Raw genomic sequence first — 23,021 nt, forward strand, 5'->3', positions numbered from 1 at the left:
CAATCATGAGCACCATTGAACATCCTGAGTTGCAAACCGGCGCCGGCGTCAAAACCTCGCCGCTGCTGGACGTGAAAGATCTGCGCGTCACGTTCACGACCCCGGACGGCGACGTGACGGCGGTGAACGATCTGAACTTCGATCTGCGCGCCGGCGAAACGCTGGGCATCGTCGGTGAATCCGGTTCCGGCAAATCGCAGACCGCGTTCGCCCTGATGGGGCTGCTGGCCAGCAATGGCCGCATCGGCGGATCGGCCAAATTCAACGGCCGCGAAATCCTCAACCTGCCGGAAAATCAGCTCAACAAGCTGCGGGCAGAAGAGATTTCGATGATCTTCCAGGACCCGATGACCTCGCTTAACCCTTATATGCGCGTTGGCGAGCAGCTGATGGAAGTGCTGATGCTGCATAAGAAAATGAGCAAAAGCGAAGCCTTCGAAGAGTCGGTGCGCATGCTCGACGCGGTGAAAATGCCGGAGGCGCGCAAGCGCATGCGCATGTACCCGCACGAGTTTTCCGGCGGCATGCGCCAGCGCGTGATGATCGCCATGGCGCTGCTGTGCCGGCCGAAGCTGCTGATCGCCGACGAGCCGACCACCGCATTGGACGTGACCGTTCAGGCGCAGATTATGACATTGCTGAACGAGCTGAAGCGTGAGTTCAACACCGCCATCATCATGATTACCCACGATCTGGGCGTGGTGGCCGGCATCTGCAACAAGGTGCTGGTGATGTACGCCGGCCGCACCATGGAATACGGCAGCGCGCGTGAAGTGTTCTACCAGCCGAGCCACCCGTACTCTATCGGCCTGTTGAACGCGGTGCCGCGTCTCGACGCTGAAGGCGAGGCGTTGCTGACCATTCCCGGCAACCCGCCGAACCTGCTGCGGTTGCCGAAAGGCTGCCCGTTCCAGCCGCGCTGCCCGCATGCCATGGAACAGTGCGCGAGCGCTCCGCCGTTGGAGCAATTTGGGGAAGGGCGCCTGCGCGCCTGCTTTAAACCGGTGGAGGCGTTGGTATGACAGCGGTAACCGACAAGAAAGTGCTGCTCGAAGTGGCCGATCTGAAAGTACACTTCGACATTCATGACGACAAGCAGTGGTTCTGGCAACCGCCGAAAACCCTGAAGGCGGTCGATGGCGTTACGCTGCGGCTGTTCGAGGGCGAGACCCTCGGCGTGGTCGGCGAATCCGGCTGCGGCAAATCCACCTTCGCGCGCGCCATCATCGGCCTGGTGAAGGCCACCAGCGGGCGCGTCGCCTGGCTGGGTAAAGATCTGCTGGGCATGAGCGACGCCGACTGGCGCAAAACCCGCAGCGATATTCAGATGATCTTCCAGGATCCGCTGGCTTCGCTCAACCCGCGCATGACCATCGGCGAGATCATCGCCGAGCCGCTGCGCACCTACTACCCGAAAATGCCGCGTCAGGAAGTGAAGGACAAGGTCAAGGCGATGATGCTGAAGGTCGGCCTGCTGCCTAACCTGATCAACCGTTATCCGCACGAGTTCTCCGGCGGCCAGTGCCAGCGCATCGGCATCGCGCGTGCGCTGATCCTCGAGCCGAAGCTGGTGATCTGCGACGAGCCGGTCTCCGCGCTGGACGTGTCGATTCAGGCGCAGGTGGTGAACCTGTTGCAGCAGCTGCAGCGCGAGATGGGCCTGTCGTTGATCTTTATCGCCCACGATTTGGCGGTGGTAAAGCACATTTCCGATCGCGTGCTGGTGATGTACCTGGGCCATGCGGTGGAGCTGGGCACCTATGACGAGGTGTACCACAATCCGCAGCACCCTTACACCAAGGCGTTGATGTCGGCGGTGCCGATCCCGGATCCGGACAAGGAGAAGGAAAAGCAGATCCAGCTGCTGGAAGGGGAACTGCCTTCGCCGATCAACCCGCCGTCAGGCTGCGTGTTCCGTACCCGCTGCCCGATCGCCGGGCCGGAGTGCGCCAAAACGCGTCCGCTGCTGGAGGGCAGTTTCCGCCACGCGGTTTCCTGCCTGAAGGTCGACCCGCTGTAATGTGCCGTTAGCCGGCAACAAAAAGCCCCGCTGACTGAGCGGGGCTTTTTTTATCCGAGACGCCAGCGGCGAATCACTCTTTCCACAGAATGTGGCACAGCTTGTGGTCTTTCTCGCGGCAGATCAGCACGCGAGCGAACACGTCATTGATCGGCTCGCCGTCGCTGTCCGCCAGACCGATCACCACTTCGGCGAAGAAGTCCGGGTTCAGGTCGTAATCCACGTGCTCGCTCCAGTCTTCGGAGGGATCGTACAGTTCGGCGCCGCCGCGCTCTTCAAACTGCAGATTGAACAGCAGAATATCCGCCGGATCCAGATTGTCGCCGGCCAATTCGAGGAAGATATCGTAGGCCTGTTCCAGCGTTTCGTCTTCGGTAAGGCGGTTATTCAAATCCATAAAAAAATCCTGATAACAAATGATTTGGCGCTATTAAAGCACGCTCGCCGCGGCTTTTACAGCAGCGGGCTGAAAAAGTAGAACAGGCGTTCGACCAGGCGATGCCAGAACGGCCGCTTCAACCACTCTTTAGCGTTCAGCAGCTTGGAGCGGGCAATGTAATCTTCCTGCACGCAGGCCAGATCGCTGCCGAAGCCGTCGTCGTCGATCACCAGCGTGATTTCGAAGTTCAGCCACAGGCTGCGCATATCCAGATTGACGGTGCCGACCAGGCTGAGCTGGCCGTCCACCAGGACGCTTTTGGTATGCAGCAGGCCGCCTTCGAACTGATAGATTTTCACGCCGGCTTCCAGCAACTCGGAGAAGAACGCCCGGCTGGCCCAGCGCACCATCATCGAATCGTTGTCGCGTGGCACGATGATGCTGACCTCGACGCCGCGTAGGGCGGCGGTGCAGATGGCGTGCAGCAGATCGTCGCTCGGTACGAAATACGGCGTGGTCATGATCAGCTGCTCGCGCGCGGAATAGACCGCGGTCAACAGCGCCTGGTGGATCATCTCCTCGGGGAAGCCGGGGCCGGAGGCGATCACCTGAATGGTGTGGCCGCTCTCCTGCTCGAACGGCATGATGTTGACGTCCGGCGGCGGCGGCAGAATGCGCTTGCCGGTTTCAATTTCCCAGTCGCAGGCATAGACGATGCCCATGGTGGTGGCCACCGGGCCTTCCATGCGCGCCATCAGATCGATCCATTGGCCGACGCCCGCATCCTGCTTGAAGTAACGCGGGTCGACCATGTTCATGCTGCCGGTATAGGCGATGTAGTTGTCGATCAGCACCACCTTGCGGTGCTGGCGCAGATCCATGCGGCGCAGGAATACGCGCAGCAGATTGACCTTCAGCGCTTCGACCACTTCGATGCCGGCGTTGCGCATCATTGCCGGGTAGGGGCTGCGGAAGAATTGCAGGCTGCCGGCGGAGTCCAGCATCAGGCGGCAGTGTACGCCGCGTCGGGCGGCGGCCATTAGCGATTCGGCCACCTGATCGACCAGGCCGCCGGGCTGCCAGATATAGAACACCATCTCGATGTTGTGGCGCGCCAGTTCGATGTCGCGGATCAACGCTTTGAGCGTGTCGTCGGTGGTGGTGAGCAGCTGCAGCTGGTTGCCCTTGACGCCGTCGATGCCCTGGCGGCGGTTGCACAGCTGGAACAGCGGCTCGGCGACCTCGCTATACTCGGTGGCGAAGATGCGGCGGCTCTCTTTCAATTCCTTCAGCCAGCGTGCGGTCGACGGCCACATGGCTTTGGCGCGCTCGGCCCGGCGTTTGCCCAGGTGCAGCTCGCCGAAGGATAAATAGGCTACGATGCCGAACAGCGGCAGAATATAGATAACCAGCAGCCAGGCCATGGCGGAGGGAACCGCACGGCGTTTCATCAAAATGCGCATCGTCACGCCGGCGATCAGCAGCCAGTAGCCGAACACCATGAGCCAACTGATTACGGTATAAAATGTTGTCATAAAGGCGAAAAATCCCGTTCGCAAACCACCAATGATGAGTGTACGCACAGATCGGTCAAGGCGAAACCTTTTATCGGCGCTTATGTTACATAAATATGATGAAGTTAAGGCACTTGCTGAAAATGAAAGGGCGGCTTTTGCCCGTGTGGCGTCCGCTGTGCCGCCGATAACGGCGACTTGGATCATGAGCCGAAAGGGCTATAATGTCCGCGGTTGGCATTAGACGAACGAGTGACGGAATTATGAGACGCAGTAGAAATGAAGTGGGCCGCTGGCGCATGTTGCGGCAGAGCCAACGCCGCCGGCATCGCTGGCTGGAGCGCCAGTCGTGCAGCAATCGCCATATCATCCGGGTGCGCCGCCGCCTGGACGATCAGCACCGGCGTGCGCTGCTGTTTGCGGTATCCTGCGAGTGGTAAAACGAAAACAGTCCCGTGAGGGACTGTTTTGTCATGGCGCCTGGGTTATTTGCCTAGATAGGCGTTGAGCATCCAGACCTGTTTTTCCTGTTCTTTGATGTAATCGCTCATCAGCGACGCGGTGCCTTCGTCGCCGGCATCGGCCGCCACCGTCAGCAGTTCGCGCTGCTGTTGCAGCAAGATTGAATACCCTTCCAACAGGCCGCGCAGCGTGCCTTTATCATCGGTCACGTTGGTGTGTTCCTTGATATCGGCGGTTTTCAGATAGTCGCTGTAAGCGTGACGCGGCTGCGAGCCCAGCGTCAGAATGCGTTCCGCCAGCTCATCCACCTTGGTCAGCAGATCGTTGTAAGTTTCTTCGAATTTTGCGTGCAGCTCAAAGAATTGCGGGCCGGTAATATTCCAGTGATAGCCGCGCACGTTCATATATAGCACCTGATAATTCGCCAACAGCGCATTCAGCGCTTCGGCGAGTTTTGCCGATTGTTTACTGTCGAGGCCGATATGGGTTTTCGCTGCTTTCTTCGCCGTTGCCATAATAATCTTCTCCTGATTATTCGTTCCAAGGGTAGACAGAATTCATTTCCATAGCTGTTACAGTAACCGGATTTATCGCAGGGTTAAACACGATATCAGTCATCATTGCCATCGCTCAAACCGATGACGATAAATCCGTCGAGCAAATTGCCGAATCAGTGTACGCAGGATCCGCAGGCGAAAAAAGCCGCTTTTATCGGTTACTTGCGCAGCGCCAGTTTTACCGCGCCGGCGCCCAGCGCCATCAACAGCGCGGCGGCGATCAACACCGTAATAAATGCGCGATCGAAGGCCAAACGCGCCAGCTGGGTCAGCTGCTGCGCGCGATCGGCCGCCATCCCGGCCGCCAGACGCAACGCTTCGTCGATGCTGTCGTAGGCCAAATCGCTGACCGGCAGTTCCGCCGGCAGCGCCAGACTGTGGCTGTAAACCGCCGTCATCAGCCCGCCGAGCAACGTTACGCCCAGCACGCCGCCCAGCTCATAGGAGACGTCCTCGATCGATGCGGCCATGCCGGATTTCTCCTCCGGCGCATTCAACATGATGGCGGTGGACGCGGCGGTGATCACGCCGCCGAGGCCAAAGCCCACCAACGCCAGGCTCACCAGCTGCGGCGCCATGCCGCTCTGAGACAGCAGGGCGAGGGCGGCGATGCCGAAAGCGGTCAGGGCGAAACCGCCGAGGATGATGCTGCGTTCGCCGTAGCGCGGCAACAGCAAACCGGCCATCGGCCCCGCCAACGCCGAAGCTAGCGGGATCGGCAAGATAAACAGCGCCGCCTGCAGCGGACTGAGGCCGAGCACCAGCTGCAAGCGTTGGCTGAGTACCAGCTCGACGCCGATCAGCGCCACCATCGACAGCAGCGCTACGCCGATGCCGCCGGCGAACAGCCGGTTGCGGAACAGGGAGAAATCGATCATCGGATTGGCGCTGCGCTGCTGGCGGCGCACGAACATCGCCAGGAACAGCACGCCGATCAGGGCCGCCGCGATCAAGGCGCCGACGTCTGGCGCCGGCTTGCTCAGCTCCTTCAGCGCGTAGATAGCGCCGACCAGGCCGATCATGATCTGTACCGAACCGAGGATGTCGGAAGGGCGCGGGTTATCGCCGCCGCAGCGTGGGATCAGTTTCCACGCCAGCGGCCAGACCAGCAGCACCACCGGCACGTTGATCAGGAACACCGAACCCCACCAGAAATACTCCAGCAGCAGGCCGCCGACCACCGGGCCGATGGCCGCACCGCCGGAGGCCACCGAGGCCCAGATGCCGATCGCCAGCGCACGCTCGCGTTCGTCGGTAAAGACGTGGCGCACGATGGACAGCGTGGCGGGCATCATCATCGCCGCGCCAACGGCGAGGAACACCCGTGCGGCGATCAGCCACTCGGCGGTTGGCGAGAAGGCGGCGCACAGCGAAGCGACGGCAAACACCGGCAGCCCGGCCAGAAACAGCCGCTTATGGCCGATGCGGTCGCTCAGCATCCCGGCGCCGGGCAACAGCCCGGCCACCACCAACGGGTAGGCGTTGACGATCCACAGTTTCTGCGAGGCGCTGGCATCCAACGCCTGGGTCAAGCGCGGCAGCGCGGTATATAACACCGTCATATCGATAACGATCAGGAAAAGGGCGCTGGCGATCAGGGCCAGGATCAGCCAGCGGTTCTTGGCGTACATAAGTCATTCATCCACTAAAGTGGGCGGCGCGAAGGCGCCGCCATTCCGGTAACCCTCCGGCGACGCCGGGTGGTATACTGGTTGATAATATATATCCATACGTTCGTATTGAAAAGAAGGGTTTCTTAATGGGACGTCAACGCAGCATCGATCGCGATAAGGTTTTGGACACCGCCGAAGAGATCGTCGCCACTCAGGGCGCCGCCGGCTTGACCATCGACGCCGTCGCCAAAGCGATGGGGATCTCCAAGGGTGGGGTGCAGTATTGCTTCGGTAGCAAGGACGCCTTGATCGACGCCATGTTCGATCGCTGGGGCAGCGCCTATGAAGCGCTGTTCGCGGATATCGCCGGCGCCGACCCTTCGCCACAGACCGGCGTGCGGGCGCATATGTTGGCGACCCAAAGTTCGGATCAGACCGCCAGCGCCAAGGCCGCCGGGCTGATGGCGACGCTGATTCAAACGCCGGAGCATCTGGCGAGTACGCGCGAATGGTACCGCAGCCGCATCGCCGGGCTCGATTTGGCGAGCGAAGAGGGCAAGCGCGCGCGCCTGGCGTTTCTCGCCACCGAAGGCGCTTTTATGCTGCGTTATTTCGGTTTGATGGATATCGACCAGGCGGAGTGGGAAACGATGTTCGCCGATATGCAGGCGTTGATACTGGCGGACGGAGATAAATAACGAATGAATTAAGCGGCAGGTGTCAGCCTGCCGCAGGATAAACCCGATTATTTATAGGCTATCGCATTGATGGTTTCGAAGGTGGTTTTGCCCTCGCGGCCAATAATGACGTAATACTTGCCGCCTTTTTCGTCCACCGCTTTCGACAGGCGCGCGTGATCGATCCCCACGGTGTCGTCGCCGTCTTGCGAAATGGTCACCGGACCAATCTCGGTATGTTTCGCCGCCTCTTCCCGGGTGATTTCAATCGCCGCCAGCGATGAGAAAGAGGTGAACGCCAGCAGTGCCAAGAGATATTTAGTTGCCTTCATAATTATTCCTTTTCGATTCGAAAATAAAAATGACCCGTAACTGCATCTGAACTACGGCTAAAGTGTAGATCAGCGGCGGCGGTTTGCTCTGCGGCGGCAATAATAAATCGCCGCTGACGGCTGCGCCTATCACACTGATAGTTAGTCAATGGGCAGCGGCAGGCGTATGTTTATCGAACAAGATATTCCCTCGAAGAACCTTTAAGCCAGCCACTCCGTGCTGGCTTTTTTTTGTTTACGTGCGGGCAGGCCCCCGGAGAGGGGGGCGAAGGGTTATTTACGGGCATCCAACAGCGATTGGGCATTCTCTGGGGTGACGACGGTCCACGGGATGTAGTAATGCTTCTGCGTGCCGCCTTCCCATTTCAGATCCTTGGCGTATTGTTTCCAGATATCCGACTGTGGTTGATAGCTTTCACCTTTCACGGCGCGCAATGCGACGTCGATGGAACCCTGCATCTGGCCTTTGGCGTCTTGCAGGATGGAGACCATTTCACCGGCCTGCACCGCATGAATCGCGTCGGAAACGCCGTCCACGCCAGCGATCGCGAAGTCCTTAACATTCAGGCCGGCGCCTTTAATCGCTTCAATCGCGCCCAGCGCCATCTCGTCGTTCTGGCCAATCACGCCGTTGATTTTACCCCGATGTTTCTGCAGCCAGTTTTCCATCAGCGGCTGCGCTTCAGCGCGCGACCAGTTGGCCGTTTTGCGTTCAAGCACGGTGACCTGGCCGGCGCCGCACTCGGCAATCGCTTTGTCATTGCCCTTGCCGCGCTGGATCTCGCCGCTGCCGCCTTTCGGGCCTTCGATAATCACCACGTTCACCTTATGGTTCTTGCAGTCGAGTTTGTCCAGGACGGCTTTGGCCTCGAGATAGCCCCCCAGCTCATCGTTAGACACCACTTCAGAGGTCATCGCGTCCGTGTTCAGACGCGCGTTGGTGACCACCACCGGGATTTTGGCTTCGTTGGCATTGGTGACGATATCGATATTGGCCTCAAAATCCATGGGGTTGACGATAATGGCGTCGGCGCGCGTCTGGATCGCGGTGGCGGCCTGATCGTTTTGCACCGATGCATCATAGCGCCCATCGTAGAAGGTCAGCACGGCTTCGCCGCTTTTCACCGCCGGGTGTTCCTTGCCGAATCTTTCCATCAATTGCACGAATTCGGCTTTGTTGCCGTACATCAATACCGCGATTTTAACCGGGGCCGCCTGAGCAGCCGACAGGCTGCCGAACATCATGGCAGAGGCAAACAACGCTATCTTGGTCTTATTCATGGTTTTCTCCTGGTAGAGTTGGGTCTGATGTTATTAATCGCGCTGTTGCTTACGCGATGGGTCGAGCAAGACGGCAAGAACGATCAATGCGCCTTTGATAATTTGTTGGTAATACGATTGCACGCCAAGCAGATCGAGGCCGTTATTCATCACCCCGATGATCAGCACGCCGAAGAAGGTGCCGACCAGCGTACCGACGCCGCCCGCCATGCTGGTGCCGCCGATCACCACCGCGGCGATGGCGTCCAGCTCATAGCCTGCGCCGGCGTTGGTTTGCGCCGAACCGGTGCGCGCGGTGAGGATCAAACCGGCGATGCCGGCCAGCGCGCCGCACAGCGTATACACCAGTATCTTGATACGAGTGACGTTAATCCCTGAGGTGCGTGCGCTTTTCGGGTTGCCGCCGACGGCGTAGATGTAGCGCCCGAAGAGGGTTTTATTCAGCACCAGCCAGGCGAGGGCGAACAGCACGATGAAGATGATGACGGGCACAGGAACGCCGCCGACATAACCATTGCCCAACCAGCGGAAATCGCTGTTCAATTGCGAAACCGGATTGCCGTTGGTAGTCAGCATGGTTAAACCGCGCGCCGCAGAGAGCATGCCCATGGTGACGATAAAGGGTTGCAGCCGGTAGCGGGCTAACACGGTGCCGTTCACCAGGCCGCAGACGATGCCGATGCCCAGCGCCACAATCAGCGGTGCCATGACGGCGGTCGCGGTATCGCCGATAGCCAATCCGCTATTGTTGGTGGCGAAACGGGCGGCGACGATCCCGCTTAACGCCAACACCGAACCCACGGAGAGATCGACGCCGGCGGTGATGATGACGAAGGTCATGCCGATTGCCAGAATGCCGTTGATCGAGACCTGGCGCAGGACGATCAGGGTGTTTTCATTGCTGAGAAAATAATTGCTGCTCCAGGCCCCCTGGGCGACCTGATATTCGCCAATCAGCGCCACGGTCAGGCACAGGGCGAAAAAGGCGATGATAATGCCGTATTTGTGCATACGGCGCTTATTGCGGGTGAAAAATGACATTCCTGGTGATAAGGAGTGGGCGCTGCTCATTGTTATTCTCTCTCTGTTAAACCGCGAGTTTCATCAGTGCTGCCTGAGTCGCATGGGTTGCCGAAAGCTCGCCGGCCAACTGCCCGTCACGGAACACCAATATGCGATCGCTCATGCCTATGATTTCCGAAAGTTCGGAGGAAACCATGATGATCCCTTTGTTTTGCAAGGCGAATTCCGACATGAATCGATAGATCTCTTTTTTGGCGCCGACGTCGATGCCGCGCGTCGGCTCGTCGAGCAGCAAAACCTCCGGATCCAGCAGCGCCCAGCGGCCCAGCACCACTTTTTGCTGGTTGCCGCCGCTCAGGTTGCCCACCGGCTGCTCGCCGTCGTGGGTTTTAACGTTGAAGCGCTGGATCATGTCGCGGGTACGCGCTTGCTCCCGTTTCTCGCTGACAAATCCCATCCGGCTGATGTCGGCGAAAGAGGCGATATTGATGTTTTCGCTGACGGAGCGGCACAGCACCAGGCCGGTTTCCTTACGGTCTTCCGTTACATAGGCGATACCGCTGTCGATGGCTTCGCGCGGGGAGTGACGGCTCAGCGTTTTGTCGCCCAAGCGAATCGTGCCGCTGTCGGCATGCTGAACGCCGAAGATAAGATCGAGGAACTCGCTGCGGCCCGATCCCACCAGGCCGTAGATGCCCAGGATTTCGCCGTGCTTAAGCTGCAGGCTGATATCTTTGATCTTGTCGCGCCAACACAGGTTGTTAACTTCCAGCAACACCGCCTCGCCGGGTTGATTGAATTTGGCGAACTCGCTGTCGTACTCGCCGCCGATAATGTGTTCTATCAGCTGTTCACGGGTAATGTCGGCGATATAGCCTTCATGGATGTAGGCGCCATCGCGAAAAATGGTGTAGCTGTCCGCGATCTGGAAGATCTCTGACAAGCGGTGAGACACATAGATAATGCCTTTGCCTTTCGCCGCCAGTTGCTGCAGCGTCTGAAAGATTTTCTGCGCATCTTCTTCGCCAATCGCCGAGGTGGGCTCATCCATGATGATGATGTCGGCATTGGCATGCGACAGCGCCTTGGCGATCTCGACCAGCTGTTGCTCGGCGACGCTCAGATTGCGCATCTTTTCCCGGGCGTCGATTTTGAAATCCAGTTCATTGAGCAGGCTGGTCGTGCGCTGGTTGAGCGTCGCGAAGTCGACGAACCCCAGGCGCCTCGGCTCGCGGCCCAGCCAAATGTTCTCGGCCACCGTCAGGTCCGGGATCGCGCTCAACTCCTGTTGCACAATGGCGATGCCGGCGTTGAGGGCATCGCGGGGATGATGAAATTCGCAGCGTTGGCCATGGATAAAAATGTCGCCGCCATCGGGTTGAATAAAGCCCATCAGAATGCTGAGAAAGGTGGATTTACCCGCGCCGTTGCCGCCGCACAGGGCATGGATGGACCCGCGCCGCAGGCAAAACTCTGCATTTTTAAGCGCCACGACCGGGCCAAAGGCTTTCCTGACGCCGCTGACTTCCAGCAGGTAGGCGGGGGCTGACGTATGGGGATCTTGCGTCACAGTTGCACCTCCGGGTAGGTTCGTTGCAAACGCTGCAGGTACCGTTGATAAAGCGTCTCGTATTGCGTTTGTCGGTCGGCGTTTGGCGTCGCGCGCGTGGCTTCATCCAGTGAAACGAAGCGTTGGCACAGTTCAGCCAATAATTCGGCGGCGCTCTGGTTCGGGCGATCGGCCAACGATGTCGCCCACATCGCCTGAATGGCGCCGCCCAACGCGGCGGTCTCTTTGACTTTCAGACAGACCACCGGGCATCCCATCACGTCCGCGACGATTTGTCGCCAGGCGGCGCTGCGGGCGCCGCCGCCGGTGAGACGGATCTCGCGCGTTTCGATGCCCTGGCGGCGGAACAGCTCGATGCCATAGCGCAGGCCGTAGGTGGCGCTCTCTACTACGGCCAGGCAGAGGTTGGCACGGGTAAAATTGTCGCTATCCAGGTTATGCAGGCTGGCGCGCGCGTGGGGCAGCGGCGGAACGCGTTCGCCGTTGAAGAACGGCAGCATCTCGACGCCGCCGGCGCCCGGTGCGGCCTGCGCCAATAGGGCGTTGAAGCCGGCAAGATCTTCGTCCAGCAGCGTTTGCATCGCGGTGGTGGCCGAGGTGACATTCATGGTGCATATCAACGGCAACCACCCGTTGGTGCTGGAGCAGAAACCGGCAATCATGTCCGACTCCGCCACGACGGGCGCGGCGGACCAGGCGAATAGCGTGCCGGAAGTGCCCAGGCTCAGGGTGACGGCGCCTGCCTCGATGTTGCCGGCGCCGATGGCCGCCATCATATTGTCGCCGCCGCCGGTCGAGACCCTGGCGGTGGGACTGAGGCCGAGCTTTTCCGCCGCGACAGGGCGCACTGTGCCGATGCAGCATTCCGCGCTTTTGAGCGGCGGCAGGGCTTGCCACAGGCGGCCGCTGTCGTCGATGAGATCGACGGCGGTTTTGCTCCAGCTGCGGGTGCGCACATCGAGCAGCCCGGTGCCGGAGGCGTCGCCGTATTCCGCCACGCGTTCCCCGGTCAGCCAGAAGTTTAAATAATCATGGGGCAGCAGCACGGTGTGCAGTTTTGCCCAGAGCGCCGGGTGGTGCGTCTTGAACCAAAGGATTTTCGACGCGGTGTAACCGGTGGCGACCCGCAGACCGAGTGTTTCCAGCGAGCCGTTGGCGCCGCCGAGCCGCTGCAGCAGCCGTTCGTTTTCCTCTGCGGTTTCGGTATCGCACCACAGCTTGACGCTGTGCAGCACGTTGCCTTGTGCGTCCAGCGGCACGAAGCCATGCTGCTGGCCCGAAACCCCCAACGCGTTAATCTCCCGTGCGTCGACGCCGGCGTTGGTCACCGCTTGTTGAAACGCGATGATCAGCGCGTCAACCCACCAGTCGGCCTCTTGTTCGCGCCGGCCGTTGGAATGGCTGATGAGGCGGTGAGGGGCGCTGCCCTCACCGAGGATCACGCCCTGTGCGCTGTCGACAATCACGACTTTCGTGCCTTGCGTACCGCAGTCTATGCCAGCATAGAGCGTCATAGGTTTACTCCATCTCCAGCATGATTTTGATGTCTGAGGCATGCCCCGCCGCCGCGCGTTCGAAGGCGGCCACGCTGTCGGAGAACTTGTAGGTCTGACTGATTAAAGGCTGGACGCGCAATTTGCCGCTGCTCAACAGCCGCAGCGTGCGCGGATACATGTTGGCGTAACGGAAGATGGTCTTGAAGGTAATTTCCTTGGCCTGCGCCGCGACGATATCCATCGGCGCAGCGTCGATCGGCATGCCGACCAGCACCGCGGTCGCGCCCGGCGCCGCATGCTCAGCCAGCGTTGCGATAGCCGGTTTTGCGCCGCTGCATTCAAACACGACATCGGCGCCGTTGCCGCTGGTGAGCGCGGCCACTTTCCCCGCCAGGTCGCCGGTTTTGATATTGACGGCGTGCAACCCTTCGTAGCTGGCCGCCACCGCGAGTTTCTCGTCAAACAGGTCGCAAATAATGACGTCCGAACAGCCGCCCGCCAGTGCGGCAAGGGCCGTTACCACGCCGATCGGCCCGGCGCCGATCACCAGCGCGATGTCGCCGGGTTTAATCCCGGCTTTGGTGGCCGCTTGCATACCGATAGCCAAGGGCTCAACCATGGCGCCTTCAGCAAAACTGACGTTGTCCGGCAATTTGAACGTGAACGCGGCGGGGTGGATGACGGTTTCGCGCAGGCAGCCGTGCACCGGCGGCGTTGCCCAGAAGCGAACGGCCGGGTCAAGGTTGTAAATACCGGCGCGCGTTTGGGCCGAGTTGAGATCGGGAATGCCGGGCTCCATGCAAACGCGATCGCCGACGCTGAGGTGAGTGACATTTTCGCCAGTCGCAAGCACCACGCCGGAAGCTTCATGGCCGAGCACCATCGGGGCGTTAACCACGAACGGGCCAATGCGGCCATGCTGGTAATAGTGCACATCGCTGCCGCAGATACCTACGGAATGAATTTTAATCTGCACATCATCGGGCCCCAGCGCCTCGGCCAGCTGGACGTCCTCAATAGCGATTTGCCCCGCCTTGGCCAACACTAATGCTTTCATATTGCCTCCTGGTGAATCATTTTTATGGTAACGATATCATTTCAATGCGGCGATAGTGGGCCAAAGCGGGTGGTTAAACTGTGATCAATGTTGGAATTGCTCGACGAGAGTTAATTTTGCTGGGGGGTTGTTATTCAATATGGAGATGGCGGTCACAAAACCGGCGGGGCAATGACGGTTTTAATATCGGCGTGTTGATATCGATACCGTTACTTTGCAAGGAAAATGATGAACAAACAACAAAACGCCAAAGCCGCCACGCTGGAATATTTGCGCCAGGCGGACATTGTCCTGACGAAAGACGAGCAGCAACGTATTGAAATTGCAACCTTTGGTCTGGCTGACTATCCCGTGTCGGGATTGCAGCTGCTGACTTACGTCAACTCCCCCCGGTATTGTGCGAAAGAGTTGGTGCTCTTTCCGGGGCAGACCTGCCCAGAGCATTTGCATCCGCCTTTCGCCGGCACGCCCGGTAAGCAAGAGACTTTTCGTTGCCGTTGGGGGGAGGTATTTCTGTTTGTCGATGATGAAAACCTGACGCCCAACGATCGCGGCGGTGAGTTGGCATGTCGGGTGCCCGCAGGGGCGGAGCAGTGGTATACCTGCGATCGCTATATCCTTCTGCGGCCGGGTGAGCAATACACCATCGCCCCCAACACCCGGCACTGGTTTCAGGCGGGAAAGCAGGGCGCGGTGGTCTCCGAGTTCTCTTCCGAGAGCCGCGACGAGCTGGATATTTTTACCGATCCGCGCATTAACCGCCTTGCAGGCGTAAACCATTAGCGCCATGGGCAAAGTTCTGTCATGATGCCGAGAATGGTACGAAATGATATCTTCAAGCTAAGGAGCTGCATTTGGCAGTGGATCGAGGACGGAAAGCGACGCTGGCCAGCGTCGCCGCACAGGCGAATGTCAGCAAAATAACCGCTTCGCGGGCGTTTTCACAGCCGGACAAGGTCCATCCGGAAACGTTGAGGAGAATTCGCGAGACTGCCGCCGAACTCGGTTACGTGGTCAATGCCGCCGCGCGCAATCTGCGAGCGAAAAGCAGCAGAACCATCGGTATCGTCAATCCTGATATGGCCAACCCATTCTTTGGCGGCCTGACGCGCCTGATGACGCTCGAAGCGCAAAAAATGGGGTACGACACCCTGGTGTTCGACTCCTATGAGTCTCAGGAAAGCGAAGACAGAATCATCGACAAACTCATTGGCTACAACGTCGATGCGATCATTCTATCGGTCATTTCCAACGATCATTTGTACCAGCCTTCCTATCTGAAACGCTTGGAAACGCTCAATATCCCGGTGGTGCTGATCGATAGGGAATTGGACAGCCGCCATTGCAGCGGGGTGTATATCGATAACCTGGACTGCGGTCTCCAGGCGGGGCGTTGGCTGCTGGAACAGCAGGCGCAGCGGGTAGTGGTGGTCTCCGGGCCGGAGAATTCCAATGTGGCGCGTGACAGGGTCACTGGATTGCAAGCGGCTTTGCAAGGCAAAGTGGCGTCGCTGGAAGTGCTGTACGCCGATTTTTTTATGGATGTCGCCTGGCAAGAGACGAGCCGTTGGCTGGCCAACAACCGCGCCCCGGACTTTTTCGTCGGCTGCAACAACCAAATCTCCCTGGGCATCATCAAGGCCTGCATCGAACATCGGCTGCCGTTGATGCAGGAGGTGTCGCTGTTCAGCATCGATGAGGTTTCGCATGCCGAGATTTACGGTTTTCATTTCCCCTGCGTGTCGCATGATTTGCAAGAGATCGCCTGGCAGGCCTTAAATCTGGCAATTCGCCGCATTGCCGATCCTGACATTAAACCGGGCAAGGTGGTGGTGCGGGGCAAATTAGTCATCTGACGGCTGCTGCCTTTGTATGAGCGATAAATGCAACAGAAAGAGGCGGTACACCAGATAGACCGCTATGTTCGCGGGTCAAGAGCACAACATCCCTGCTATTGATGCAAGGTTCATCCACTCATAGAGTTACTTGGCTGTATATAAATACAGTAAAACTATGAGGATAACATGATGAATACTTGCCCTGATATCGCCACGCTACGAAACACTCTGCCTACCGCTGCAGGCGAATTGATCGCTGTGACTGCATACTACGGCGATTGGAACGCCAGCAATCGCCAGCCAACCGGTGGTGGCACCTTCGTCGCCAAAGCACAATCGACAGCGATGGATGACGGCGGTATGTTCATCCGCCCCAACGCCGGTTGGTTATGGGTACGCGTCCTGGATGTTGCCGGTACGGTGTCGCCCTATATGTTCGGTGCGAAAGGTGATGGTATTTCAGAGGATGCCGCTGCAATTCAGGCTGCTCACGACTATGCCAGTTCGCAGGCTGTCTCCAGCGGCTCACGCGTGTTGAAAAACGGTAATCTGCAGTTCGGTAGCGGGCAATTCAAATGCACGAAAACGCTGAACCTGGATTTGAAAACTGTTGATTACGATTTTTCCGGTGCGTTGCTGGATTTTAGCGCCATGACTCCGGGCGATAACGTCAAGCGGAAAGCCGCCATTCAATGGCAAAACAGCGCCGGATATACCCAAGGTAATCTCAGCGTGAAAAATCTGCGCATGATGGGACCTGGCCCCAATTCCTTTGTCGATGGCATGACGTTTTCTACTTCATTCTCGGCAAACTATGGACGCAATTCGTTGACCTTTATCGGCGGCGGTATCGAAGGTTTTGCTTATGGCATTACCGGCACCATCGATTTCTACTTTCTGCGTATGTACGGCTTTAGTTTCAATCACTGCGACATTTGCTACTACTTCCCGGACAATACTTTCAATTCCGGCGAAGAGATGAACTTCCACAGTTGCGTCTTCGGTCAGAGCAACTGTGGCGTGAAATTGATGGGAGGGTATAGTTATTTCTTCAACTGTTCCTTCGATTACATTTACGGTAAAAACGGGCCGCAAACCCCAACCAGTCATGTCGGAAAGTATATGCATATCGAGGGGGGGCAACATATTTTCCGTGATTGTCACGTTGAAGGTTATGGACCGCAAAATTACATCCTGAATATCCCGGATGCCAAAAGTTGCAAAGTCAACGTTATCGGCGGTCTGTTTACCTTCAAAGCCGGCGGCAGCCCAACGACCTATCCGACAACCTCCAATCCCTTCTATGTCGGCAGTCTGGCTAGGGTAGTCTTTGATAAGGTCAATATTGGCGAGATGCAGCAAGGCGGTGATGCTAACGTCAGCGGCTGGATTGATGGCACAGGTTCTGTCTCGCTGCACAACACGCAACTGCCCATTTCCTGGCCTTATCTGTTAACTCAGGTGCGAACCGATACCGCCGTACAGGACAATTGGCTGGATGGCACGACGTATAGCAACGGTAGCGACAAATGGACTGAGGAAGTTTGGGTTCTGCCGCCGGGAGGCGTTAATACGGTGCGTAAATCTCGCTACGGGTGGGGTACGACTAACAGCACCAATTTCAGCCTTATTCGCCAGGCCGGTTTCGTTTCATTGGGGCGCAACGCGGCCGCTGGTAGTGGTGTGTTCCAGGCGGTGCTGGGAACCATCAGCCTGAAAGGTTACGGCAGCGTTATTCACCATGTTCGCGCCAACACTTACGCGGGTGATGGACAACTCTGCCAGGTCAAAATCCTATGGGCGAAGCTGCGCGAATATGGTCCGCAACAAGACGTGGAACCCCAAATTCTCAAGCAGCAAACCGGTCACGTTTACACCTATCAATTTAGCGGCAATGAATCCGATCTGAAGAGCGTTATCATCCCAGGCCAAATGCAGGGTTATCCTACGCAGCCTCCCGCCTTCGAGCGAGCGCCGGACTGGGCTACGCACGCTTTCTTGCTTATTGACGTCACCGAAATGAAAAGCAACTTTGACCTGCGCATTACGGATGTTTACCTGCGACAGGTCTGACGCAGTTTCCTAACATTGACCGGTTCACGACATGTCGCACATCCCGTTATTACGGGGGGGTGCGACATGGAATGAGGACGGATCTTCAGTCCGCACCCAGCCCAAACAGCGCAGCCGCATTGCGATCCAAAATGGCGTTCGCTTCTTTCTCCGGCAATCCGGCATGCCGGATGTAGTCCACCGTGGTTTGAAACAGTTCGCCCGGCTGGAACGGAAAATCGGTGCCGAACAGCAGCCGCTCGGTGCCGAATGTCGCTGCTGCCGCTTGCAACGCAGGCACCTGATCGTGTCCTACCGTGTCGTACCACATGCGCAGGGCGGCGCGGCTCGGGGGTTCCGGCGTATCCGGCGCTTCCCACGCGACGGTTTGGTCGAGGCGTTCCAGCGTCATTGGCAGCAGGCCGCCCAGATGCGGAACGATGATTTTCATCTCCGGAAAGCGTAGAGGGATACCGTTGAGGATAAAGTGCATGGCGGCGACCGTGTCTTCGATCGGCGCACCGATCGACCAGGTCAAGGCGTAATCGGCGATCAGCGGCGAGTGCGCGCCGCGGCCGGCGGGATGAATGGCCAGCACGCTGCGGCGGCGGTTGAGTTCCTGATAGAGCGGCTCGAACAGCGGGTTGGCGATAGAGAGCCCGAGTACTGAGGTGGTGATGCAGGCGCCCAGCATGCCGAGCTGGGTCAAGGCTCTGTCCAGCTCGCGTAACGCAGCGTCGATGTGCGGCAGCGGCAAAGAAGCGATGGCCCGGAAGCGGGTGGGATAACGCGCTGCCAGCTCCGCATATTCATCGTTGATCCGGCGCGCGGCATCAACGGCCGCCTGTTCGTCTTCCAGGTGCGGCGACAGCGGCGTCGCCGACAAGATTTGCATGTCGATGCCGGCGCTGTCCAGCAGGGCGAAGCGGGCTGCCAGCTCGCGATCGCTGCGGCCGGCGCCCAATTGCCGATAGGCGGCGACTTCGTGCAGGCCATGAGATTGCAAAAGATCCAGATACTCTGTGCTCCACAGGTGAGCGTGAACATCGAGTCGCATCGGTCGATCTCCCGGAGTACGCGGCGATGCCGCGGGTTCAGGAGAGTATAGGCAGGCGGCGCTACAGCGCCCGAAGGGAAGGCATTTTTTCTACCGATGAGGGCGGACGAGAGCACGCATTGATCCGGGAACGGTACGCCGCTCCCGGTCAGGTAATGAGGTCAGAATACCTGCTTGAAAAGTATTTTGGCAGGTTTCCCCCTCAGTATCCGCCTTTCACGCCTTTACCTTTTAAGTCCCGTTGTATCTGGCTTGATAGGGCAAGTCATTACCTTTCATCTCTAAGTTTTTACCCTCGATTTATCTGCAAGGCTTTAATTTTGTGTACACTAATGCGTACATAAAAACACGAGCCAACCCCTATGTTGACAGACACGAAGCTGAAAAAATCGCTGGGTAAAAAACGCGATGCAATAGAGATCATTTCCGATAGCCACGGACTGAACGCCCGGATCAGTAAAGCCGGCAAAATAACGTTCTTTTACCGCTACCGGTGGGTGAAGGAGCCTGTGCAGCTGTCGATCGGCGAATACCCAGCGATGACTATCGCACAGGCTCGCGAGCGGCGCCAGGTACTGCGCGGTTGGTTGACGGAGGGTTTCGACCCTCGCGAAAAAATTCGTTTGGAGCGCCTTTCTCGCAACGCCTCGCCGACGGTGGACGAGGCCTTCAACTACTGGATCGACAAATACTGCCGGTCGAACGGTTCGGTTAAGATCGACTATTACCTGCAGGTGTATCGCAAACACATCAAACCCAAGCTGGGCGAACTGCGGATGGAGTCAACCGCCCGGATGCACTGGCTGGAGGTGCTGGACGCAATCGACAGCAGCGTCATGGCCAACTACATGACATCGCTGTGCAAACGCGCGTTCAAGTTTTGCGTCAATCGGGGGTATATCGCGGCCAATCCGTTGGAAGGGTTGGGACCGCGTGACGTAGGCACAGCACCAACGCGTAAAAAACGCTATCTTGCAGATCGAGAGATTCGGCAAACATGGCAATGGTTGGATGGCCATCAGACTGACGAGGCGCGCCTGATTATCCGGTTTATGCTGCTGACAGGGTGCCGCACCGCGGAGATCCGCCGGGCGTGCTGGGACTGGTTTGATTTTGAGGATGACACCTGGACGGTGCCGAAAGAGGAGTATAAAACTGGCGTGGCGGTCCGCCGCGCGCTGCCGCCGCTGGCAAAAGCTTTGCTGCTGGCCCATCGCGAAAAGGTGAATACCCGCCATGTGGTTACATCGCAGCGGGCCATGCCAGGGAAAGAGTTTGATCGGCCTGTTCAGCCACAGGTTGCCGCAAACTACACTCGGCGGGTCTTCGAAGGCACCGGAATGAAGCCGTGGTCCATGCATGATCTGCGCAGAACGCTGGCAACAAAGTTGTCGGAACAGGGCGCGCCGCCGCACGTAATCGAGAAGATTCTCGGCCACCTCATGACAGGGACGATGGCCCATTACAATCTGCACGACTACATGGACGATCAGCGGCATTGGTTGGGGGTGTGGGAGGAGTATGTGAAGGGGGTTACAGGGTAACTTATTTTGCGCTGTTGGCGTCTTCCCAGGTCAGCACATCGGAAAGGCGCCAGCGGTTCGGACTACCGGGGATCGTTGGCGCCGGAAAGGGCAACTTAAACCCCTTCGGGCATTGGTCTTTGTCTCGCCATTTCCACAGCGTTTTTTCTGAAATCTGATAGCGGGACAGAATATCCCGCGTGAACACGATCGGATTCTCGCCCATCACATGCCTCTCTTTTTCATGGCTTCCAGCAGGATGTCCTGCACTTCACGTTTAGAATTGCGCCGTTCCATCACCATTTCGTCGGTGGTGTCGGTGGCGATGATATGATGTATCCACACCGGTCGGCGGTGACCAGCTTGCGCCTGGCGCGTCGGCCCGATGCGCTCGATAATTTGCTGGTACTGCTCCAGATCCCACCAGTGCGAGAAGAACACCAGAATGTTGCCGCCGTCCTGAAGATTCAGTCCGTGGCCAGCGCTGGCCGGGTGCGCGAATAGCACCGGTATTTTGCCTGCGTTCCAGTCGCGGATCGTTTGCGGGTCTGCGTCGAGCTGGCGGCCCTTCGGGAAAGCCTTCAGCAGCCGCTCAAGGTCGTGTTTCCAGTGGTAGGCAACCAGCACCGGCATGCCGCCGGCTTCGGCCACGATGCTATCCAGCGCTTGCAGCTTGCCGTCGTGTACTTCGGCCCAGCTGCCTGCGTCGTCGGTGTAGATGGCGCCGCTGGCGATCTGCAAACACTTCACTGTTTTGGCCGCGGCGTTCAGCGCCTCGATATCGGTGCCGTTCAGCTCGAGGAACATTTCTTTTTCCATGTCCTGGTATTGCTGGCGCGCCTTGGACGTCAGCTCAACGCGGATCACGTTGTGGATGGGCTCGTCGATGTCGAACCAGTCAGCGGCATCAAGTGAGATCGTCACGTCGGCGAGCGCCGCTTGCATCTGCTCCTGCGCGTGCGGCCAGGGCTCCAGTTTCGACCATTGCTGCCCTGGGAACTGAATGCTGTTGAACCAGCGCGAGGTGAACGCGCCGAAGGTGCGCCCCAACCGATCGCCGCGGTCAACGAACCATGCTTGGCCCCATAGGTCGATCAGGCCGTTCGGCGCCGGCGTGCCGGTGAGGTTTACCCAACGGTGCACGTGTTTGTGCGCCACCTTGGCCAGCGCCGCGGCGCGCTTACCGCCTTGCCGCAGTCGGAACGACTTCAACCGGGTGCTCTCGTCGGCGATCACCGTGCCGAACGGCCAGCGGCCGCCGAACTGCTCAACAAGCCACACCAGGTTGTCGTAGTTGGTAGTGAACACGCTGGCGTTGCTGTTGAGCAGCGCTGCTGCCCGCTCTTTGGCGGTGCCGACGATCGGCTGCATTTCGATGTTACGCAGATGGCTCCATTTTGCGACCTCGTCCGGCCAGGTGCTGGCCGCCACGCGCAGCGGCGCCAGCACAAGCGTCGGCTGCGTCTCTTCACCGGAGCAGTAGAGCGCCTCCAGGCTGCTGAGCGTGCCCACCGTTTTGCCCATCCCCATGCCCGCCCAGACGTTGGAGCGGAGCACCTGCAGCGTGTGGTCGATAATTAGGTTTTGGTAGGGGCGAGGGGTGAATACGCGGCCGCTCATTGTGCCCACTCGGCAATAGCAATCAGCACCAGGCCGAACGCGCCAAGCCAGAAGCTGGCGCAGAATGCAAAAACGGCGCACCAGGTGGCGCGCCGTGTCCAGTTGAGAATGTTCGAACCTTTCACAATATTCCCTCCAGATTTTTACTGTCCAAAACCACCACATCGAAGCCCAGCGCGCGGAGCCGATTGTGCTCGCGCACCTGATCGGGCCGCGGCTGTTCGCCAGGCGCTTTGCACTCGACAAACACCACCCGGCCGCCGGGGAGCAGCACCAGGCGATCGGGCACGCTGCGGCGCCCGGGTGACGTAAATTTATAGGCGGTGCCTCCGGCGGCTTTAACCTGTGCCACCAGATGCCGCTCGATCGTTGACTCGCGGGTGTAGGTCATCGGCTATGTCCCTGGTGTTCGATGATCAGACCTAATTTTTCAGCCAGCGCCATTTCAGCGCGCGCACCCAGCGAGTTTTGCCAGCCATTGAGGAAAATCACCTTTGTGGCGCATCGCATCATTGCTATGCAAATGTCCATGTATTCTGGCTGCGTGAGTCCATCAGGTAGGGTTGCTGGATTAAGCGGGATACCGCCATAGGATTTGACGTGCTCGGCCATGCTGAAGAACGCAGGGCGGTTAAATTCCGGGAGACCAGTCATAGGGCCGGCGATATACACTTTATGCACCATTGCCGCCCTCCGGTGTTGCTGGTTTAATCTCTTTCCCTCTGAATACAACTCCTTCACATGGGATGACCTTTAAGCTCCCATCGTATTGAAGCAACGGCATAATGAACATGCGCTCTTCGATAGTCAGCGGACGTTGAAGGATGCGGCCATCATCGAGTTGCATGACGACTGAAGCGTGCTTGACTGTACTCATGGTGTTTTCTCCGGGGGCAGCTTTTTGACCCAGATCGTGATAATTTGCGGTAATCATTCGTGTTTCTGGGGGT

Annotated in this window: 25 protein-coding genes; 8 read left to right on the plus strand and 17 right to left on the minus strand. The window is 58.4% G+C overall.

Annotation, left to right across the window (positions count from 1 at the left end; genetic code table 11):
- Window positions 1–5 precede the first annotated feature (5 nt).
- The gene (locus tag ACRAWE_RS06015; protein WP_074054054.1) at window positions 6–1,022 is read left to right on the plus strand and encodes an ABC transporter ATP-binding protein; all 1,017 of its coding nucleotides are present in this window, start codon (window positions 6–8) and stop codon (window positions 1,020–1,022) included.
- Entirely contained in the window at window positions 1,019–2,020 is a 1,002-nt protein-coding gene (oppF, locus tag ACRAWE_RS06020; RefSeq protein ID WP_019452737.1) for a murein tripeptide/oligopeptide ABC transporter ATP binding protein OppF, read from the plus strand. The genes ACRAWE_RS06015 and oppF overlap by 4 nt, the downstream gene beginning before the upstream one ends.
- Before the next feature lie 73 nt (window positions 2,021–2,093).
- Here the strand turns inward: oppF and ACRAWE_RS06025 are convergent, their stop codons facing one another.
- Together ACRAWE_RS06025 and cls are read right to left on the minus strand one after the other, a co-directional pair.
- Window positions 2,094–2,417, minus strand: a complete 324-nt coding sequence (locus tag ACRAWE_RS06025; RefSeq protein ID WP_004932139.1) for an HI1450 family dsDNA-mimic protein — start codon at window positions 2,415–2,417, stop codon at window positions 2,094–2,096.
- 56 nt (window positions 2,418–2,473) lie between these two features.
- Window positions 2,474–3,934 carry a cardiolipin synthase gene (gene cls, locus ACRAWE_RS06030; RefSeq protein ID WP_025159793.1) on the minus strand — a complete coding sequence of 487 codons (1,461 nt, stop codon included), beginning with the start codon at window positions 3,932–3,934 and terminating at the stop codon, window positions 2,474–2,476.
- Between the two features lie 242 nt (window positions 3,935–4,176).
- Here cls and ACRAWE_RS06035 point away from each other — a divergent pair, with 242 nt between their 5' ends.
- A complete protein-coding gene (locus ACRAWE_RS06035) occupies window positions 4,177–4,353 on the plus strand; it encodes a YciY family protein (protein WP_025159792.1) in 177 nt (58 codons plus the stop codon).
- Between the two features lie 45 nt (window positions 4,354–4,398).
- Here the strand turns inward: ACRAWE_RS06035 and ACRAWE_RS06040 are convergent, their stop codons facing one another.
- Together ACRAWE_RS06040 and smfY are read right to left on the minus strand one after the other, a co-directional pair.
- Window positions 4,399–4,890, minus strand: a complete 492-nt coding sequence (locus ACRAWE_RS06040; protein ID WP_019452735.1) for a Dps family protein — start codon at window positions 4,888–4,890, stop codon at window positions 4,399–4,401.
- Between the two features lie 200 nt (window positions 4,891–5,090).
- Window positions 5,091–6,563: a multidrug efflux MFS transporter SmfY gene (smfY, locus tag ACRAWE_RS06045; RefSeq protein ID WP_432525096.1), complete on the minus strand. Its 1,473-nt coding sequence runs from the start codon at window positions 6,561–6,563 to the stop codon at window positions 5,091–5,093.
- A gap of 128 nt (window positions 6,564–6,691) precedes the next feature.
- Here smfY and ACRAWE_RS06050 point away from each other — a divergent pair, with 128 nt between their 5' ends.
- Window positions 6,692–7,243, plus strand: a complete 552-nt coding sequence (locus ACRAWE_RS06050; protein WP_019452733.1) for a TetR/AcrR family transcriptional regulator — start codon at window positions 6,692–6,694, stop codon at window positions 7,241–7,243.
- A gap of 47 nt (window positions 7,244–7,290) precedes the next feature.
- On the opposite strand, the gene ACRAWE_RS06055 is transcribed toward ACRAWE_RS06050, so the two are convergent.
- The 6 genes from ACRAWE_RS06055 to ACRAWE_RS06080 form a co-directional block, all read right to left on the minus strand.
- A complete protein-coding gene (locus ACRAWE_RS06055; protein WP_019452732.1) occupies window positions 7,291–7,554 on the minus strand; it encodes a hypothetical protein in 264 nt (87 codons plus the stop codon).
- A gap of 273 nt (window positions 7,555–7,827) precedes the next feature.
- A complete protein-coding gene (locus ACRAWE_RS06060) occupies window positions 7,828–8,835 on the minus strand; it encodes a substrate-binding domain-containing protein (RefSeq protein WP_019452731.1) in 1,008 nt (335 codons plus the stop codon).
- A 33-nt stretch (window positions 8,836–8,868) separates the two neighbouring features.
- Window positions 8,869–9,906 carry an ABC transporter permease gene (locus tag ACRAWE_RS06065; protein ID WP_043128958.1) on the minus strand — a complete coding sequence of 346 codons (1,038 nt, stop codon included), beginning with the start codon at window positions 9,904–9,906 and terminating at the stop codon, window positions 8,869–8,871.
- A 16-nt stretch (window positions 9,907–9,922) separates the two neighbouring features.
- Complete coding sequence (locus tag ACRAWE_RS06070; RefSeq protein WP_074054059.1) at window positions 9,923–11,428, minus strand: sugar ABC transporter ATP-binding protein; 1,506 nt, start codon at window positions 11,426–11,428, stop codon at window positions 9,923–9,925.
- Complete coding sequence (gene xylB / locus ACRAWE_RS06075; RefSeq protein WP_063918450.1) at window positions 11,425–12,942, minus strand: xylulokinase; 1,518 nt, start codon at window positions 12,940–12,942, stop codon at window positions 11,425–11,427. Before xylB ends, ACRAWE_RS06070 begins: the two co-directional genes overlap by 4 nt.
- A gap of 4 nt (window positions 12,943–12,946) precedes the next feature.
- On the minus strand, window positions 12,947–13,981 hold the full coding sequence (locus tag ACRAWE_RS06080) for an NAD(P)-dependent alcohol dehydrogenase (protein WP_063918449.1): 1,035 nt from the start codon (window positions 13,979–13,981) through the stop codon (window positions 12,947–12,949).
- 228 nt (window positions 13,982–14,209) lie between these two features.
- Here ACRAWE_RS06080 and ACRAWE_RS06085 point away from each other — a divergent pair, with 228 nt between their 5' ends.
- The 3 genes from ACRAWE_RS06085 (at window position 14,210) to ACRAWE_RS06095 (ending at window position 17,892) form a co-directional block, all read left to right on the plus strand.
- A complete protein-coding gene (locus ACRAWE_RS06085; RefSeq protein ID WP_019452726.1) occupies window positions 14,210–14,764 on the plus strand; it encodes a D-lyxose/D-mannose family sugar isomerase in 555 nt (184 codons plus the stop codon).
- Between the two features lie 71 nt (window positions 14,765–14,835).
- Complete coding sequence (locus tag ACRAWE_RS06090; RefSeq protein WP_063918448.1) at window positions 14,836–15,837, plus strand: LacI family DNA-binding transcriptional regulator; 1,002 nt, start codon at window positions 14,836–14,838, stop codon at window positions 15,835–15,837.
- 168 nt (window positions 15,838–16,005) lie between these two features.
- Entirely contained in the window at window positions 16,006–17,892 is a 1,887-nt protein-coding gene (locus ACRAWE_RS06095) for a hypothetical protein (RefSeq protein WP_248004883.1), read from the plus strand.
- An 85-nt stretch (window positions 17,893–17,977) separates the two neighbouring features.
- Here the strand turns inward: ACRAWE_RS06095 and ACRAWE_RS06100 are convergent, their stop codons facing one another.
- Window positions 17,978–18,928, minus strand: coding sequence for an amidohydrolase family protein (locus tag ACRAWE_RS06100; protein ID WP_432525097.1), 951 nt, complete (start codon window positions 18,926–18,928; stop codon window positions 17,978–17,980).
- A 362-nt stretch (window positions 18,929–19,290) separates the two neighbouring features.
- Between ACRAWE_RS06100 and ACRAWE_RS06105 the strand changes: the two genes are divergently transcribed.
- Window positions 19,291–20,472: a tyrosine-type recombinase/integrase gene (locus tag ACRAWE_RS06105; protein WP_432525098.1), complete on the plus strand. Its 1,182-nt coding sequence runs from the start codon at window positions 19,291–19,293 to the stop codon at window positions 20,470–20,472.
- 1 nt (window position 20,473) lies between these two features.
- Here the strand turns inward: ACRAWE_RS06105 and ACRAWE_RS06110 are convergent, their stop codons facing one another.
- The 6 genes from ACRAWE_RS06110 to ACRAWE_RS06135 are packed head-to-tail and all read right to left on the minus strand — an operon-like array spanning window position 20,474 to window position 23,005.
- Window positions 20,474–20,677 (minus strand): helix-turn-helix transcriptional regulator, encoded by a 204-nt coding sequence (locus ACRAWE_RS06110; protein WP_046687211.1) that lies wholly within the window; start codon window positions 20,675–20,677, stop codon window positions 20,474–20,476.
- Window positions 20,677–22,071 carry an SNF2-related protein gene (locus tag ACRAWE_RS06115; RefSeq protein WP_432525099.1) on the minus strand — a complete coding sequence of 465 codons (1,395 nt, stop codon included), beginning with the start codon at window positions 22,069–22,071 and terminating at the stop codon, window positions 20,677–20,679. Before ACRAWE_RS06115 ends, ACRAWE_RS06110 begins: the two co-directional genes overlap by 1 nt.
- On the minus strand, window positions 22,068–22,196 hold the full coding sequence (locus ACRAWE_RS06120; protein WP_275042955.1) for a hypothetical protein: 129 nt from the start codon (window positions 22,194–22,196) through the stop codon (window positions 22,068–22,070). The genes ACRAWE_RS06115 and ACRAWE_RS06120 overlap by 4 nt, the downstream gene beginning before the upstream one ends.
- Window positions 22,193–22,462, minus strand: coding sequence for a VRR-NUC domain-containing protein (locus ACRAWE_RS06125; protein WP_432525100.1), 270 nt, complete (start codon window positions 22,460–22,462; stop codon window positions 22,193–22,195). Before ACRAWE_RS06125 ends, ACRAWE_RS06120 begins: the two co-directional genes overlap by 4 nt.
- Window positions 22,459–22,755, minus strand: coding sequence for a DUF4406 domain-containing protein (locus ACRAWE_RS06130; protein WP_432525101.1), 297 nt, complete (start codon window positions 22,753–22,755; stop codon window positions 22,459–22,461). The genes ACRAWE_RS06125 and ACRAWE_RS06130 overlap by 4 nt, the downstream gene beginning before the upstream one ends.
- A complete protein-coding gene (locus ACRAWE_RS06135) occupies window positions 22,745–23,005 on the minus strand; it encodes a hypothetical protein (protein ID WP_432525102.1) in 261 nt (86 codons plus the stop codon). Before ACRAWE_RS06135 ends, ACRAWE_RS06130 begins: the two co-directional genes overlap by 11 nt.
- Between the last annotated feature and the right edge of the window lie 16 nt (window positions 23,006–23,021).

It is taken from the genome of Serratia sp. BFP-2025 (assembly GCF_050880365.1).
Taxonomy (GTDB): domain Bacteria; phylum Pseudomonadota; class Gammaproteobacteria; order Enterobacterales; family Enterobacteriaceae; genus Serratia; species Serratia surfactantfaciens.

Excerpts from the sequence above, each read along its gene's own strand:
- ACRAWE_RS06015 (WP_074054054.1), top strand. The coding sequence starts at position 6 with ATGAGCACCATTGAACATCCTGAGTTGCAAACCGGCGCCGGCGTCAAA.
- oppF (WP_019452737.1), top strand. The coding sequence starts at position 1,019 with ATGACAGCGGTAACCGACAAGAAAGTGCTGCTCGAAGTGGCCGATCTG.
- ACRAWE_RS06025 (WP_004932139.1), bottom strand. The coding sequence starts at position 2,417 with ATGGATTTGAATAACCGCCTTACCGAAGACGAAACGCTGGAACAGGCC.
- cls (WP_025159793.1), bottom strand. The coding sequence starts at position 3,934 with ATGACAACATTTTATACCGTAATCAGTTGGCTCATGGTGTTCGGCTAC.
- ACRAWE_RS06035 (WP_025159792.1), top strand. The coding sequence starts at position 4,177 with ATGAGACGCAGTAGAAATGAAGTGGGCCGCTGGCGCATGTTGCGGCAG.
- ACRAWE_RS06040 (WP_019452735.1), bottom strand. The coding sequence starts at position 4,890 with ATGGCAACGGCGAAGAAAGCAGCGAAAACCCATATCGGCCTCGACAGT.
- smfY (WP_432525096.1), bottom strand. The coding sequence starts at position 6,563 with ATGTACGCCAAGAACCGCTGGCTGATCCTGGCCCTGATCGCCAGCGCC.
- ACRAWE_RS06050 (WP_019452733.1), top strand. The coding sequence starts at position 6,692 with ATGGGACGTCAACGCAGCATCGATCGCGATAAGGTTTTGGACACCGCC.
- ACRAWE_RS06055 (WP_019452732.1), bottom strand. The coding sequence starts at position 7,554 with ATGAAGGCAACTAAATATCTCTTGGCACTGCTGGCGTTCACCTCTTTC.
- ACRAWE_RS06060 (WP_019452731.1), bottom strand. The coding sequence starts at position 8,835 with ATGAATAAGACCAAGATAGCGTTGTTTGCCTCTGCCATGATGTTCGGC.
- ACRAWE_RS06065 (WP_043128958.1), bottom strand. The coding sequence starts at position 9,906 with ATGAGCAGCGCCCACTCCTTATCACCAGGAATGTCATTTTTCACCCGC.
- xylB (WP_063918450.1), bottom strand. The coding sequence starts at position 12,942 with ATGACGCTCTATGCTGGCATAGACTGCGGTACGCAAGGCACGAAAGTC.
- ACRAWE_RS06080 (WP_063918449.1), bottom strand. The coding sequence starts at position 13,981 with ATGAAAGCATTAGTGTTGGCCAAGGCGGGGCAAATCGCTATTGAGGAC.
- ACRAWE_RS06085 (WP_019452726.1), top strand. The coding sequence starts at position 14,210 with ATGAACAAACAACAAAACGCCAAAGCCGCCACGCTGGAATATTTGCGC.
- ACRAWE_RS06095 (WP_248004883.1), top strand. The coding sequence starts at position 16,006 with ATGATGAATACTTGCCCTGATATCGCCACGCTACGAAACACTCTGCCT.
- ACRAWE_RS06100 (WP_432525097.1), bottom strand. The coding sequence starts at position 18,928 with ATGCGACTCGATGTTCACGCTCACCTGTGGAGCACAGAGTATCTGGAT.
- ACRAWE_RS06105 (WP_432525098.1), top strand. The coding sequence starts at position 19,291 with ATGTTGACAGACACGAAGCTGAAAAAATCGCTGGGTAAAAAACGCGAT.
- ACRAWE_RS06110 (WP_046687211.1), bottom strand. The coding sequence starts at position 20,677 with ATGGGCGAGAATCCGATCGTGTTCACGCGGGATATTCTGTCCCGCTAT.
- ACRAWE_RS06115 (WP_432525099.1), bottom strand. The coding sequence starts at position 22,071 with ATGAGCGGCCGCGTATTCACCCCTCGCCCCTACCAAAACCTAATTATC.
- ACRAWE_RS06125 (WP_432525100.1), bottom strand. The coding sequence starts at position 22,462 with ATGACCTACACCCGCGAGTCAACGATCGAGCGGCATCTGGTGGCACAG.
- ACRAWE_RS06130 (WP_432525101.1), bottom strand. The coding sequence starts at position 22,755 with ATGGTGCATAAAGTGTATATCGCCGGCCCTATGACTGGTCTCCCGGAA.
- ACRAWE_RS06135 (WP_432525102.1), bottom strand. The coding sequence starts at position 23,005 with ATGATTACCGCAAATTATCACGATCTGGGTCAAAAAGCTGCCCCCGGA.